General features: G+C 44.2%; 11 protein-coding genes. 6 read left to right on the top strand and 5 right to left on the bottom strand.

Annotated elements, in window-relative coordinates; all coding sequences use genetic code 11:
- Positions 1 to 163: 163 nt before the first annotated feature.
- On the top strand, positions 164 to 1,372 hold the full coding sequence (locus dnm_RS16580; protein ID WP_207678030.1) for a tetratricopeptide repeat protein: 1,209 nt from the start codon (positions 164 to 166) through the stop codon (positions 1,370 to 1,372).
- A gap of 2,571 nt (positions 1,373 to 3,943) precedes the next feature.
- Positions 3,944 to 5,152, top strand: coding sequence for a tetratricopeptide repeat protein (locus dnm_RS16585; RefSeq protein WP_207678031.1), 1,209 nt, complete (start codon positions 3,944 to 3,946; stop codon positions 5,150 to 5,152).
- A gap of 137 nt (positions 5,153 to 5,289) precedes the next feature.
- Here the strand turns inward: dnm_RS16585 and dnm_RS16590 are convergent, their stop codons facing one another.
- Positions 5,290 to 7,086: a hypothetical protein gene (locus dnm_RS16590; protein WP_207678032.1), complete on the bottom strand. Its 1,797-nt coding sequence runs from the start codon at positions 7,084 to 7,086 to the stop codon at positions 5,290 to 5,292.
- Positions 7,087 to 7,920: 834 nt separating this feature from the next.
- Between dnm_RS16590 and yedE the strand changes: the two genes are divergently transcribed.
- The 4 genes from yedE (at position 7,921) to dnm_RS16610 (ending at position 10,878) form a co-directional block, all read left to right on the top strand.
- Positions 7,921 to 9,114, top strand: coding sequence for a YedE family putative selenium transporter (yedE, locus tag dnm_RS16595; RefSeq protein ID WP_207678033.1), 1,194 nt, complete (start codon positions 7,921 to 7,923; stop codon positions 9,112 to 9,114).
- Positions 9,115 to 9,128: 14 nt separating this feature from the next.
- The gene (locus dnm_RS16600; RefSeq protein WP_207678034.1) at positions 9,129 to 9,347 is read left to right on the top strand and encodes a sulfurtransferase TusA family protein; all 219 of its coding nucleotides are present in this window, start codon (positions 9,129 to 9,131) and stop codon (positions 9,345 to 9,347) included.
- A gap of 2 nt (positions 9,348 to 9,349) precedes the next feature.
- Positions 9,350 to 9,901, top strand: a complete 552-nt coding sequence (locus dnm_RS16605) for a putative Se/S carrier protein (RefSeq protein ID WP_207678035.1) — start codon at positions 9,350 to 9,352, stop codon at positions 9,899 to 9,901.
- Between the two features lie 104 nt (positions 9,902 to 10,005).
- The gene (locus tag dnm_RS16610; RefSeq protein WP_207678036.1) at positions 10,006 to 10,878 is read left to right on the top strand and encodes an NAD(P)H-hydrate dehydratase; all 873 of its coding nucleotides are present in this window, start codon (positions 10,006 to 10,008) and stop codon (positions 10,876 to 10,878) included.
- Between the two features lie 47 nt (positions 10,879 to 10,925).
- On the opposite strand, the gene dnm_RS16615 is transcribed toward dnm_RS16610, so the two are convergent.
- From dnm_RS16615 to dnm_RS16630, 4 genes are all read right to left on the bottom strand, one after another.
- Positions 10,926 to 12,323: a transposase gene (locus dnm_RS16615; protein WP_207678037.1), complete on the bottom strand. Its 1,398-nt coding sequence runs from the start codon at positions 12,321 to 12,323 to the stop codon at positions 10,926 to 10,928.
- A 235-nt stretch (positions 12,324 to 12,558) separates the two neighbouring features.
- Positions 12,559 to 12,852 carry a transposase gene (locus tag dnm_RS16620; RefSeq protein ID WP_246556012.1) on the bottom strand — a complete coding sequence of 98 codons (294 nt, stop codon included), beginning with the start codon at positions 12,850 to 12,852 and terminating at the stop codon, positions 12,559 to 12,561.
- A 378-nt stretch (positions 12,853 to 13,230) separates the two neighbouring features.
- Positions 13,231 to 13,635 carry an RHS repeat domain-containing protein gene (locus dnm_RS16625; RefSeq protein ID WP_207678038.1) on the bottom strand — a complete coding sequence of 135 codons (405 nt, stop codon included), beginning with the start codon at positions 13,633 to 13,635 and terminating at the stop codon, positions 13,231 to 13,233.
- Positions 13,636 to 13,659: 24 nt separating this feature from the next.
- Positions 13,660 to 13,974 carry an RHS repeat domain-containing protein gene (locus tag dnm_RS16630; protein ID WP_207678039.1) on the bottom strand — a complete coding sequence of 105 codons (315 nt, stop codon included), beginning with the start codon at positions 13,972 to 13,974 and terminating at the stop codon, positions 13,660 to 13,662.
- Positions 13,975 to 14,259: the final 285 nt, after the last annotated feature.

The raw sequence follows: 14,259 nt of genomic DNA on the forward strand, positions 1-14,259 counted from the left end.
TGAAAGTCGTCAGTTTCTCCCTGTGAATTCTCCTTTTTCTACCTCCTGAATACATTCCTCACCCTATTGACGCTTTCCTCCTTTTTATGAGATAAAACAATCAGACAACCGAGAGAGAACACAACATTCGTAAAAAACAAATTTTTTAGAAAGGAGGTCCTCAATGAATCCGATTTTATCTTCTCATGATGATAAAGTGACTGATTTCAAAGACAAATGGAATTCTGGCGTTTCATATCATAACCCAAAACTCGCAACGTCCGAATCACCTGACCATATGGAGTCAGATTTTTCCCTGAATGAGATCATAAACAACTTTTTTCCCAAACCAGATCAGTCTTCCTCCGAGTTATGCAGTAACGAAGAGAGGAGTGAAGATAAGTTTGCTCAGATCATTTACCTGAGGCCTTGGAAGTACGATCATAAAAAACTGGCTTCGCAGGTGCAGGACCTTCTTAACTGTCTGGCTCCGTTTACTTCAATAATTAATCTGAAAGGCTTGGAACGCTATGTTACCTATCTGAAAAAACAGCCTGCTCTGGCGGACCTGCCCTTTGATCTCTGTCCTGAAGTGATTCAGGGTGTCATCAACCAGGGGCTGCTTTGGCCTGATCCCGGGACATCTGTTCTCTTACATGCGGACCCCAAGCTCCCCTATTTTCTTAAAACCAGTCTTTATATGTTTGAGCGAAGCGAAAAACGCCAAGGTGTGGAAACCGCGTTTCGGGAATATTACGAGGACCTTGCGGTTGTCATGTATCAACTGATGGAATCGAACAAGGAAGATGAAAAAGAACTGGGAGAATTCCTGATCAGACCGGAATATGAAAATTTTGTCACCGCGCTGGAACTGTCGCTGAATGCCCGTGTATCCGTGATCAATATCTACAGATTGCTTTCCAATTACCTGAAGGCAAATGAAAATCATGAATCCGCACTTGCCTTGGGAAAAATGGTGCTGGACGGGCTGAACAGCTATCCCCGGGAGAAGTTAAGCGGCTCGTCCGGGGCTGAATTCGTTGCCATTGCGGATGATATTGCAAGGGATCAGTTGGCTGCTGAACAGTATTCGGAAGCGGAACGATCTTATCAGACAGCATTGGCAATCTGGTTGCAGAACCAAGACTGTGACGCGGATCAGATCAGACGAAAAAGCAGCTCCATTTATCATCAGCTGGGGAGAGTGGCCCTGGAACAGTGTCAGTGGGAGCGGGCCAGGGAATATTTTCTGAAGTCCCTGGAAATTTCTAAAAAATACAATGATCTGAGGGAAATGCCTGCCACATTGCGCAACCTGCATCGTTTATGGAAAGAAAGCGGGGATGAGGAACTGCCTGGCGATATTGCAATGGTTTTAGGATGGAATGCATGATCATGGTCTGCCTTACTCAAATTCAATGATCAAGTTTCTTGACCCGATTCGGACAAAAAGCAAATCACGTCGGGTCGGGAAAGCCCCTCGGGGGCGGCATATTTGCAGCAGCAGATTTGCAGGCCCCCGCCAGGCCCATATGCATCAGGCTAAGAATGCGGGACGGCTGCCGGACGGGGTTTGCAACCCCGTCCGAAACGTTTGCGGGCGGCGATTCGGAAAATATTCCGGACGGGGTTGCAAACCCCGTCCGGCAAAATAATTCCGAACGGATCCGGAGTGCAAAAATTTTATTTTTGCGCCTGCAATTCCGAACGGATCCGGAGTGCAAAAATTTTATTTTTGCGCCTGCAATTCCGAACGGATCCGGAGTGCAAAAATTTTATTTTTGCGCCTGCAATTCCGAACGGATCCGGAGTGCAAAAATTTTATTTTTGCGCCTGCGAAAAAGCATTTTTCGCACTCCGGAGAAAACACCGGAAAACTCGCTTACGCCTAAGTCAACAGTATTGACTGCGGGGCTTTCCCGGTCTCCCCTGAATCCGTTATAATCAGAATAAACGCTCATGAAAAAGCCGGGTTTTTCGCCCCCTGGTCATAAAAATATTTTGGGTGTGTCCCACCTTTTACACATCCGAAAAAATCAGCCACAGAGACACAAAGGAACCGCAAAGAGACTTCGTGAAACTTTGTGTCTTCGTGCCTTCGTGGCAAAAAAACCGGATGGGTCCCGCCTTTTATCCAAAAAAATCAGCCACAGAGACACAGAGGAACCGCAAAGAGACTTCGTGAGACTTTGTGTCTTCGTGCCTTCGTGGCAAAAAAACCGGATGGGTCCCGCCTTTCACACATAAAACCTGTCCTTGTGTAAAAGGTGGGACCCACCCAATATTTTCGGATAAAAAACCCGGCTTTTCAGAATGTATTTTCACGGTAAGAATTAAAGAGCCTTCCTGATTTTTAACTCTCAATTATCTGATATTAAATATTATAATATCACACTGACATGAATCTGACAGTGTCGGAAAATTTTACACTGAATTGTATAATATCCTAAAATTAAAAATAATTTTTTTAAAAAAATAACATAGGGACGATAAAAACAATTTTATACGTTTAACTTGTTGAAGCAAAACGCTATAATTTATTTTATGCCGTTTCTGTGTCTGTTGTTTTTTTCAATCTCTGACGAAAAAAGTGTCAAGTTTTCCGACACCTTTTTTGTTGTTTTTTACTCCTGCCAGTTCCTTAAAAAAATATTTTTTATTTTAATTTCAGATTGTTAATAAATAAAACAGTTTTTAAAGACAGAAAAAAGGTGTCGGAAAATTTTATACCAGTCCTGTGAAAATAGCTTTGGCTATTAACCAGTTCTTAAAATATCAATAAGTTATAAATATTGGCATAATTTTTGCACAATAAAATATTATCGGGAGTTGACCATTTCAAATCGCATCTGTCTGACAATGCTGACTTTCTGGTTTCTTTTATTGAAAGATAAGAAAAACTCCGGAAATCATGTCCGGCCAGATTGAAATCATACAAATTTGTTATGTATTGATCCTAAAAAATACATAATTGAAACATGCTCTTTTGGTCTTAATTTGTTGTTTTATTAAGTAATAGCAAATGATTATAAATTAGAAACAAGCTGTTTCTTACATTATGGCATGATCTTTGCTTTACTATCAGGGTAAGAGGATAGCAGTGATTCGATGTGATTTGGAAAATTCTCAGCCGCCTGATAGTTCGCGAGTTTTTTAACTCATATGTAAGAAAAAAAAATTTAGGGTGTATATTAAATTTAAAGGGGAAGTGATCGGGCTTTGAACATTTTTTTTAATAACCACAAGATGTAACAATGTGAAAAGCACATATCAGCTCCCTGAACACTCAGGTCATCCGTCGCGAAGAGTGTTTCTGGGTGGTGTTCTAAAACTGGACTTGATCCGATATTTGCTAAATTGATTCAATGCCTTAAAAAAATTAAGTCCAGTTTTAGAACACTACCTGTTTCTGAAACAATTTTTCTTGGTCAGTTTTTTATGAAACAACAATTTGATTTTTTTAAAGGGTAAGTACCCGGGCAAAAATTTCTCGGCATTTTTATGCAAATCTCATTTCAGGTTTAAGAGATTCCGCGAATCATTCTGCCCTGAAACATATATCCTGGTGCTTATATGCGGTATTTACAATGAAAGATGATGCTCTGCCTTATCTAAAAAAGAATTGGTTTATTCATGATGCAGGCCAGGTGAGTTTGAGAGAAAAAATTAAAGGGATTCATTTTATGTGTCGGAGACGGAATATTTTTTAACGCACAAATAACCCATACATAGGTAGAATTTTACCACCCTTAAATACGCTTCTCACCCCATTGACTCACCCCTCCTCTTTATGAAATAAAACAATCAAGGCTAACTAGACAAAGCCCCGAACGGGTTCCTTGCAGATTCAGGAATCAATTTCAGGGCTCTGTCAGGCTAATTTTCGCTATAACTTGTCCGTTATGAGGATATATTAGCGTTAACCAATCAGATTTGTTGGTTTTTTCAGAAAGGAGGTCTGAAAATGAAATATCCGATTGTATCACTCCCTGAGCCGAACCCAAGCGAATTCTCCCATGTGTGGAATGTAGCTCTTCCTCATCATCACCCCTCAGTGCCGTTGAGCGAAAAACACGCACCCGAGCGTTTTAATCCTTTTCTGGGTGAGATCGTAAGTAATGTTTTTTCCGAATCAATCCGCTGGCCCCACTCGGAGTTGGAAAGGAACAGAGGATTTTTCAACCAGGTTATTTATCTGGACCACTGGAAGATCGCTCGAAATAACCTGTTTTCGGAAATACAGGACCTTCTCTGCTGCCTGGCACCTTTTGCCTCGTTTATCAATATGAAAGGTCTGGGAAGCTATATCAGATATCTGAAAGAGCAGCCCGCTCTGGCTAATCTGCCGTTTCATCTGTGGGAAGACATCATTCAGGAAGCAATGAACCGCGGACTGTTTTCACCTGTTTCTCATATGCCTGTTTTCTTACAGCTGGATCCGATTTTTCCTTTTTTTCTCAAAACCCGGCTTTACGCGTTTGAACGAAAAGAAAAACGCATGGCCGTGGAAACCGCGTTTCGAGAATATTATGACAGTTTGGCTGAGGCTGTGTATGGTATTATGAAATCGAATCACACAGATAAAAAAGCACTGGGAAACACCCTCGTCAAACCGGAATACGAGAATCTGGTCACGGCCCTGTATTTTGCTCTGGATGCCCATGAGTCGGTTCTTTCTATCTACAGAACGCTCTCTGACTATCTTGATGTTACGCAGGACCACGAATTACAGCTCAGACTGGGGGATATGGTGCTGACAGGACTGAAAGACTATCCCCGGGAAAAACTGAATGGAAAATTGGGTTCTGAGTTTGTTGTTATTGTTGATGATATTGCCAGACACCAGTTGTTCCTCGGGCGATATTCGGAAGCAGAACGCTCCTATCAGGCGGCATTGAATATCTGGTTGCAGAATGAGGACTATGACGCGGCCATGATCCGGAAGAAAAGCGGCACGATTTATCATCAGCTGGGAAGAGTTGCACAGGAACAGCGTGAGTGGAAACGGGCAGGGGAATACTTTCTGAAGGATTTGGAAATCACAAAGGAATTCAACGACCTGAAGGGGATGACCACCACATTGCGCAACCTGCGGCGTTTATGGAAAGAGAGCGGCGATGAAAAACTTCCGGAAGCAATTGCAGAGGTTTTGGGATGGAAAGTAAAAGCGTAATCAGAATGTTTTATCATCATCATATCATCAGGAGGCGGTTCAGGAACCGCCTCTTATACGTTCTGATTTTATTCTTAGCCCCTCGCCCCTCGCCCCTCGCCCCTCGCCCCTCGCCCCTCGCCCCTCGCCCCTCGCCCCTATTCCATTTCATCCTCATCCTCACCTGATTCTCGGATTGCTATTTTCGCGTGAGGCAGATTCCAGGCGTTTTGTTTACAGGCATGAACGCAGAATTTATATATATCCTTTTGAATTTTTTCGTAAAGCGGGGCCACTTCTCCGGAAAAATAAGCACTGATTTCAAGTTCCAAAGCTGAGGGGGTGGTTTCTTTGAAATCAACAGTGAGATCAGTCATATAATTCCCATAATTTTCCTTTCTGAACGATTCTTCCATTGTTTTTTTCATTGTTTCGGGGAGTTCATCGGTGATGATGAACAGATGGTCATAGGAAACTCCGAACGTCACTTTCAGGCGGAAGTTTTCGGAAATATTGAGCGGGTTTAATCTCAGAAAGTCTTCTGTGAGATAGCTTTTGTTTGCACCGCTGAGAAGCACAAGTCTCACTGTCTCATGGGTCTGGGTCCTCATCTGCGCGCGGGTTCCGTCAGACAGAACAACCCAGTCCCCTTCTTTGCAGGGAAACCAGCGTTCATCTTTATGACAGGGATATGAAACCATTTCTGTAAGTTTATGCAGCGGAAGTTTGATCTGACTTTTTAACAGAGGATTTTCCAAGTCAGTATAAAAATTCAAACATGTCACCTTCCAGGGAACACCGCCGTAAATCAGCCGTTCATTTTCTCTGACCGGGCCCAGGTTTAACAAAAGTTTGATCTGGTTCCAGAACCGGGGGATATTTTCCTTGGCTGTCCATAAAAAACCTATGGTAAAGATAAGAATGAGGGTGAGAAGCACCCAGTCACCAAAAACATAAAGCACAGCCAGGGATGCAAACAGGGCACCCGCGGTCCCTACAAAATAATAAATAACATCGAAGAGCCGAATGTAAAATGTGCGTTCTTTCACTGGTTTCAGCTTGTAAATTCCCTGATGAGTCAGGCGAAAAACCACAAAAACTGTAAAAAAGGCAATGAATGAAAGAAGGATATTTTTTCCTCTGGTTTTAAAAAAATTTTTCAAAGCCCCCTGGGCAGAATCCAGGAGAGGCTTTTCATCTTTGGTCAGTTCCTCCAACTGTAATCTGTTGGCGATTAACTGATTGGCAATCTGATGTTCTTTGTCCCTCCAGTCCGCTTCCATTTCCTTCAGTTCTTTTATGAGATATTCATCTTCAGTTTCACGCTTAATTAACTGTATGTTTTTAATTATTTTTTTTGCTATAGGAAGTGTGTTTTCATAATGAGCGATATCACTGCGAAGTTTCTGTATCTGACGAGGCCGGGATGTCATACTTTTGAGTTCCTGGATCACTGGCTGCAAAAGATCTGAAACCTCTTCCTCCCATTTGAAAGCTGTCTCTGACTTTTGCTCAAAGGCTGATAAATTAATACCTGCAATGACTTTGCCGAAGTTTGTTCGCAGACTCTTCAAATGTTCATTTAGCCGCTCAGTTTCTTCCTTAATAGCAGCTTTCTCACTTTCCTGTTCCGCTGCTTTAAATTCCTTTTCACTGTCACTGAGCCGCTGCTTTAAAATATTGATGTCATGAATCATTGATTCAAGGGTGGTGACAATATGCTTTCTTTCTCTTTTTACTTTATCTTCAGGTGTTTCAGCCTCCTGAATCTCTTCTTCAGATATTTTGTTTTTTTCAGCCTCCTCACCTTCCACTTGAATTGCTTCAAGGAGAACTTTTGTTTTTTTTCTTTCCGCCCTGTTATCTGTTGGCACGCCAAATACAGAATTACATATGAAAAGCTGTGAAAAAATAATAAAAATGATAAAAACAGGTGACATCCTCAATTTCAGCATTCCTTAATTTCCTTTCGTCGCATTTTTAAAATGAAAATGATATTGGCTCATTGTCAGGCTTGTCGTCCATTTTTGCCCGAATTTCCGATTGGATAACATAATGAGATACAGACTTCAATACTTCCTTGAAAAAAATTGATGTTTGTCTGACGGCATGATTAAGCGGAGAGCAAATCTGATGATCGAAAAGTTTCAGCAGATCGAAAAAAAAATTCCTGATCTCTCGATAATCAAGTTTTTGATCCGGGTCGAACAAAAAGCCTGTCATTCCTGCGAAATGTCATTCCTGTGAAAGCAGGAATCTGTTTTCTGCTGGTTTTACGAATCCGGAGACAGTGGATTCCTGCTTTCGCAGGAATGACAGAAAAAAACTTGATTATCGGATGATCTGCTGATTCTGTTTTGCCAAAAAAGCAGAAAATCGGGTTGCTCTGTTTTTGCACGCGGGAAGAGATTCTCAATCTGCTGAATTTGAAATCCGCGTGAGAATTTCCGCTCAAAAAAAAGAGTTCTGAAGACAACAGAACATTTTTGATCTGGCAATATTGATATTTCCTATGCAACACATCTGACTTATAGAAATAATCAAATTGACAAAATTTCGCATCCATAATATCAAATCGTTTTTTTAAAAAAAAAGGGACTTTTCTCAAAATTCCGATTTTTTTCTCACAGATAATCCGTATAATTTCATTATCTGTGGACAGCACAAAAAGATGAGCCGTAAATAACTTCGGGTTTTTCCCGCGGGGGAACACTTCGTCCGGACAGAAAACCCGGGTTTCTCCGCTGTCCCTCGCACAGCCCGGAAATTTTTCGATCTGATGATACTTGATGATCAAATTTTTTTGTCATCCCTTTGAAAGCAAGAATGACGGGATTTTGTCGAAATCAGCTCAGAAAATTGATCATCGGAAGATAAAAAGACACAAGGAGACAAAGATGTTTAAAAATTTTTTTGCGACCCGATGGGGCATAGTCGCGACAGGCGCTGTGATCGGCATGTTAGCCGCGATTCTTCAAAAACTGGGCAATCCCGGCAATATGGGGATTTGTGTGGCCTGTTTTGAGCGGGATATCTCAGGTGCCCTCGGGTTGCACCGTGCGGGAGTGGTTCAGTATATGCGGCCCGAAGTCATGGGATTTGTTATCGGTTCTCTGATTGCTGCCTATGTTTTCAAAGAATTTCGTCCCAGAGGCGGTTCTGCCCCTATTGTAAGATTTGTGCTGGGTATTTTTGCCATGATTGGCGCATTGGTATTTCTGGGATGCCCCTGGCGGGCAATGCTGCGTCTGGGCGGAGGCGATCTGAACGCGGTTGTCGGCTTGCTCGGACTTGTCGGAGGGATTTGGATCGGTACAATTTTCTTTAAAAATGGTTACAATTTAGGGCGCAGTCAGAAAGCTGAGACGTCGGCAGGCTGGATACTGCCGTTGATTATGACAGGATTTCTCGCACTGCCACTTATTTTTCCACAGGTCACCGGGGAGGCGAAAAGCGGCGTTCTTTTTTACAGTCTCAAAGGCCCCGGAGCGATGCATGCCCCTTTGTTTATTTCCCTGATAATAGGGATCGGCATCGGTTTTATTGCTCAGAGAAGCCGATTCTGCACCATGGGCGCGTTCAGAGATCTGATGTTGTTTAAACAGACGCATTTGTTCTCCGGTGTGGCAGCGCTGATTGTCGCCTCATTCATTACCAATCTGATTCTGGGACAGTTTCATCCGGGGTTTGCCAAACAACCTGTATCTCATACCATGCACATCTGGAATTTTGCGGGCATGGTCCTGGCCGGACTTGCATTTGCCCTGGCAGGCGGATGTCCCGGACGGCAACTGTTTTTGTCAGGAGAGGGGGACGGGGACGCGGCGATTTTTGTTATGGGAATGATTGTGGGAGCCGCGTTTGCCCATAATTTCAGTCTGGCGAGTTCGCCCAAAGGCGTGGGACCTCACGGAATCGCCGCGGTAATTATCGGGCTTGTTGTCTGTGTTTTTATTGGTGCCACAATACGAAAAAAACAATGAGAGGAGAAACTATTATGAGTGAAATGATTGATGCGAGGGGGCTGTCATGCCCTCAGCCTGTTCTGATGTTCATGGAGGCATCAAAGAAAACAGATAAAGACGAAATCGTAGTATGGGTGGATACGGACGCGTCAAAAGAAAATGTGAGCAGAGCCGCGGAAAGCAAGGGCTGGGAAGTCAAAAATATTCAGGAAAATAATTTGGAATATCAGATCACTCTGACAAGGAATTAGCATTGTCTTTTTTAAATTTTTTCAAGCGTAAACACTCTGTTCAGAAAGCCTCTCAGAACTGGGACAGGGGGATTCTGGTGTTTGAAAACACGAGCGAAGTTATCCGTGCTGAAAACATACTAAAAAAGGAGGGATGGGATATCCGGGTCATGGGGCCTCCTCCTGAAATCCGGAATGGCTGCGATTTGGTGATTGAATTTCCACTTATTGAAGAACTGAATATTCTGAGACTACTCCGAAAAACAGGCCCGTACCCTTTGGAAACAGTTCCGGTCAACAGCCCTCTGTTGCAGCCTGTGGATATTTTTCAGGTGAAAGATTTCGGACAGTATCTGATGGTTCGGGCCGCCAATATGAAGCTCACGATTGATAAGGAAACACAAGTCATCGTCAATATTTCCGGCGGAGGCTGTCCTGATGTTCCATATCTGGCATGGCAAATGGTCGGAATACCGCTTTCCCAGGCCCCTGCTCCGAGAGACATCGGACATACCCTTTGCGGATATGCTCTCCAACTTGCCTGTGAGGAAATGAAGCGTTTAATTGAAAATTGAGAATTGGGAATTTAAAATTGAGAATTGAGATCACAAATCGCAAATGACAAATGACAAATCACAGATCACAAATCACAAATCACAAATAAGGAGACGACAGACTCATGGTTGCCATCGTAGGCACTGTTCCAGATGAAAATTTTCCCCTTGTGGCCGGGGAAGTCTCTTTGAAAGGCGACCGGATTTGCATTCAGAACGAGTCTGTTCCTGTAAACCGGGGAACGCCTGCATTGCTGGCCGCTGCAATAAAAACAAGCGAAGTGTCAGGACAATCTCTGCCGTTCGGATTTCTGGTGGGAGATACAGGACGGGGCACCGGGAGCAGACGGCTTTATGAATATTTGGAAAAGCGTGTGTGCGACTTTGAATTTAAAACCATTGCGTTTCATTATCTGCAACCGGATGTGGATTGGCATAACCGTGTTCTGTTCGCCATTCAGGAGATGAGACCGCAGCCCCTGCTGATTGCGGATGCCGGATTCATGTACGCGGCAAAAATGAGCGGGCAATCCGAAGCCTATGATCTCTTTACTCCGGATGCCGGAGAACTGGCTTTTCTGGCAGATGAGGAAGCTCCCCATCCTTTTTATACCCGGGGTTTTATTCTCCATGAGGAAAATCATGTGCCGGAACTGATTGCCCGTGCTTATGCGCACAAAAACGCTGCAAAACATCTTCTGATAAAGGGAAAAAAAGATTATATCGTGAGCCGACAAAATATTCTGGAAACCGTTGACAGTCCCGTGGCAAAAACAATGGAGACAATTGGCGGCACAGGAGACACGCTTACGGGCATCGTTACGATGCTGGCGGGATCAGGCATGGAAATCAGCAACGCGTGCGTTATTGCCGCACGGGTCAACCGTCTCGCCGGATACAATTCGAATCCCACACCTGCCACACAGATTTCAGATATTATATCACACATTTCAAATTCATTAGAACTGGACAGTAGAAAGTTCTGGCTAGTAAACTAAGTAATTCACAACCGGACAGTAATATGTTTATACCTATATATATGGCGTCATGCGGCAAGGTCGGACGAAGTCTCACGACCTCTCCCCCGTATCATCCGCAAAGTTCGGTCAGCCGGAACTTTGCAGGAAGAAGACAGGAACTCCGCCTGAATGACACTCCGCACAACCCCCTCCGAGGGACAGTCGGAGGAAGCTGTTCTCAGCCACCCCTCATATTTTTCCAGCACCTCGGAACCCCGGGTCAGGGAAAGATACTGAAGAAGTCCGAGGGCGATTCCGGAAAGATTGACAAAACGTTCAATGGCTTCAAGGGTGAGATCAAATTTTTTCCTTTCAGTCTCACTGAGACGGCAGAGCCAAATCTTCTCTCCCCTGCCGACATCGGGAAAAGCTTTTGTCCAAAAATGATAGCAGAATCCTCCGATGAGATGCTTCAGCGTCCGAAACATGTTTTCCACTTTGGGGCGATAACAATAAATCGTGATAATCTGTCCGCCGGAGAGTGTCAGATCGGAACACATCAGTATGTAGCGGTCATCTCCGTCGATAATGAAAACAAAACGAATGATATCTCTGACCGGTTTCCAAAAAAGATCCCATGTGAAATATCTGACGGTTCTGAGGTTTCCGGAAATCATCACTTCCGTTTCTCCGAACCACTCGGAGAAACCGAAGACTTTTGCGAGGCTCACCTTGTCTTTTTCCTGAAATTTCTTCTCCGAACTGTTTTCGGGAACAAGGTATCCCACATAATTATTCTTCGCACGCGTAATAAGATGGACAGACTGTTCGCCTTTTTCGTTAACGGCTTCTTTAAAAGTCAGAAAAGCGGGACCTGTGGAGAAGTAAGCGTCGAGAGCGACGTAACACGGAAATCCTGTATCTTCGGCTGTCCGGATGACAAGATTCGCCATCCGGGTCACTATGGTCGGATCCCCTCCGATTTTTATGTCATGGCGTCTTGCACCGACACCCTCATGAATCTGTCCGTGAAGCGGAAGACAGAAGGATTTTTCGGGGCGGCCGACAAGGATGCCCGCATATCCGAAGTGATGTCCGCGTATGTATTCGCCTTTGCCGCTGTTCTCCGAATCCTGATGCAGGGATTTCACGCCGGGCATCTTCGACGATTCCTTCGTTATTTTTATGCCGTCTCCGATGAGAAGGGGACGTCCGCCGAATGTGATGAGAGGATACCGGCTGACGGCTGTCCGTATCCAATGGCTCATAAGCTCCTCCGAGTCCCACGAGGAAGCCCGGAAAAAGCGCAGCATCGGGTCATAACATGCCGGGTCGAGCATAAGCCACCGGATAATACTGCATATTCCGTGATGGTCAAATCGAATTATAAGACCGAAAATAACAATCGAAAACCAGGAAAAAGCGGCCTCACGGGAAAAGCAGCTGCGGAATTCCGATATGACGGATTCAATAATGCTGATCATGATAAAAACTCCTTTTATAATTGAATTTTGTTTTGCTATTATGATCAGAATATAATATAGTTTCACAAAAAAATCCACCTATTTTTTTGTGAATTACTCAATTTACTAGCCAGAACTTTCTACTGTCCAGATTAGAAGATATGATTCCAGTATAAGCGACAGGCTTTAAGATAATGTTTGTACTCCAGACAATCTTTTTCTTAAAATCTATATCTCATTCAACAGCTTTGCTTACTCATACTGACTTCCCCCATTCTTCGGGTTTCTTTGCCAGACCGGACCTGACCGGATTCAGTTCCACATATCTTGCACAGGCCAGAAGATATTTCTCATCCATGATAAAAGATGCGAACCTTCCCTGCCATAAATGTCCCCGCCATCCTTCTCGAAAATTAATCCGTCTTATATACCGTCTGTGTGCTTCGCCGACCGCAAGGTTCAGGCCGTCTTTTGTTTCAGGCACAGCTATCAGATGAATGTGGTTCGGCATAAGACAGTATGCCCATATATCAACCTGATACTTCTCCACACCATTCCGACATCAGCTCTGAGTATGCCTGATAATCTTCATCACTGAAAAATGTCTGCTGCCGCCTGTTTCCTCTCTGCGTAACATGATGCGGAATCCCGGGTGCCACTGCTCTTGCTATTCGTGCCATACCTATAGATAAATCATATGCTCCGGTTTTTGTCAATAATTAAGGAGTGAAACAGGCTCTAAAACAGGTGTTTTCAGGGCCTATGTCGCACTTTTCGGTATCAGAAAGAGCGTTATAGGATCCTGAAATTTTTTCCTATATCGCACTTTTTGGCCCTGAAAAGTGCGATATAGGCCCGATTTCAGGCCAAAATAAGCAGGTAATTCGTCTGATATTAAATACTTGCCACGGCCCGACCCCGTATACTTTTACTTTTGTCCGCCCCGCCCGGCTCCGTGTCTCACGCCAGGCAGAGCCTGTCCGTATGCGTTCCCAGGCAGGAGCCTGGGAACGAGTAAAAGATCGTCGTAAGTGTAACTCACGGCTCTCCCGGAATGAATTTCCTCGACACGCTGGCGGTTGCCCGCCGGGCCGAGTGTGTAAACATATCCCGAAATCAGATCGCCCGCCGCATTCCGGTTTTCGAGTCTTATGAGCCGGTTCAGGCGGTCATACATATACTCCGCAACTGTGCCGTTCGGATATGTCACGCTCTTCCGGTTGCCGACCCTGTCGTAGGTGTATGTCGTCAGGCCGCCGTCGGAGCCGGTCACCGTTTTCAGGCGGTTCAGAACATCATAAGCGTAATTCGTCGTGCCTGACGGAACGGTCACGGAAGTCCTGTTTCCCGCATTGTCTTAAGTGTAGCTTATCTTCGTATTGTCGGGATTCGTGACCTCTTTCAGCCGATCTCTGAGATCATAAACGTAAGCTGTCGTTCCCCGCACATCAGTCACGGTTTCCCGCTGACCTGTCGGCGTGTATGTGAACGACACCTCCGAATCATCGGGATACGTCTTTTTCAGAAGCCGGTTATTCTCATCATACTCATAAACGATATTGTCATTGTTGAAATCCGCCCTCTCCGTGACGTTCCCGTTCGGATCATGGACAAAGCTTTTACTCGTTACGAGGCTCCGCCTCGTAACGCATAACGTGAGGCGCTGCCTCATTCGCATCGAAATTGAGAAAGAAGATAAGGGGCGCAGGGTGGGGGATTTGTGAGTTCCGGAATCATCGCACAGAACATGGTAAGCATATCTGAATGATTAACAAATTGAACATATTGAAGGATATGACAATGAAAAGAAAATTTTTTGTTTTTATTGAAAAAGATGAAGACGGATTCGGTAATGTTCTAAAAGTGGAGCTGAATTTTTTAACCCTCTGAATCAATTTGGCAAATATCGGAACAAGTCCAGTTTTAGAACACCACCGACGGATTCTTTGTCGGAGAA

It is taken from the genome of Desulfonema magnum (genome assembly GCF_017377395.1).
Taxonomy (GTDB): domain Bacteria; phylum Desulfobacterota; class Desulfobacteria; order Desulfobacterales; family 4be13; genus Desulfonema_C; species Desulfonema_C magnum.

Bases quoted from the DNA above. Each gene is read 5' to 3' on its own strand.
- dnm_RS16580 (WP_207678030.1), top strand. From the start codon at position 164: ATGAATCCGATTTTATCTTCTCATGATGATAAAGTGACTGATTTCAAA.
- dnm_RS16585 (WP_207678031.1), top strand. From the start codon at position 3,944: ATGAAATATCCGATTGTATCACTCCCTGAGCCGAACCCAAGCGAATTC.
- dnm_RS16590 (WP_207678032.1), bottom strand. From the start codon at position 7,086: ATGCTGAAATTGAGGATGTCACCTGTTTTTATCATTTTTATTATTTTT.
- yedE (WP_207678033.1), top strand. From the start codon at position 7,921: ATGATCAAATTTTTTTGTCATCCCTTTGAAAGCAAGAATGACGGGATT.
- dnm_RS16600 (WP_207678034.1), top strand. From the start codon at position 9,129: ATGAGTGAAATGATTGATGCGAGGGGGCTGTCATGCCCTCAGCCTGTT.
- dnm_RS16610 (WP_207678036.1), top strand. From the start codon at position 10,006: ATGGTTGCCATCGTAGGCACTGTTCCAGATGAAAATTTTCCCCTTGTG.
- dnm_RS16615 (WP_207678037.1), bottom strand. From the start codon at position 12,323: ATGATCAGCATTATTGAATCCGTCATATCGGAATTCCGCAGCTGCTTT.
- dnm_RS16630 (WP_207678039.1), bottom strand. From the start codon at position 13,974: ATGAGGCAGCGCCTCACGTTATGCGTTACGAGGCGGAGCCTCGTAACG.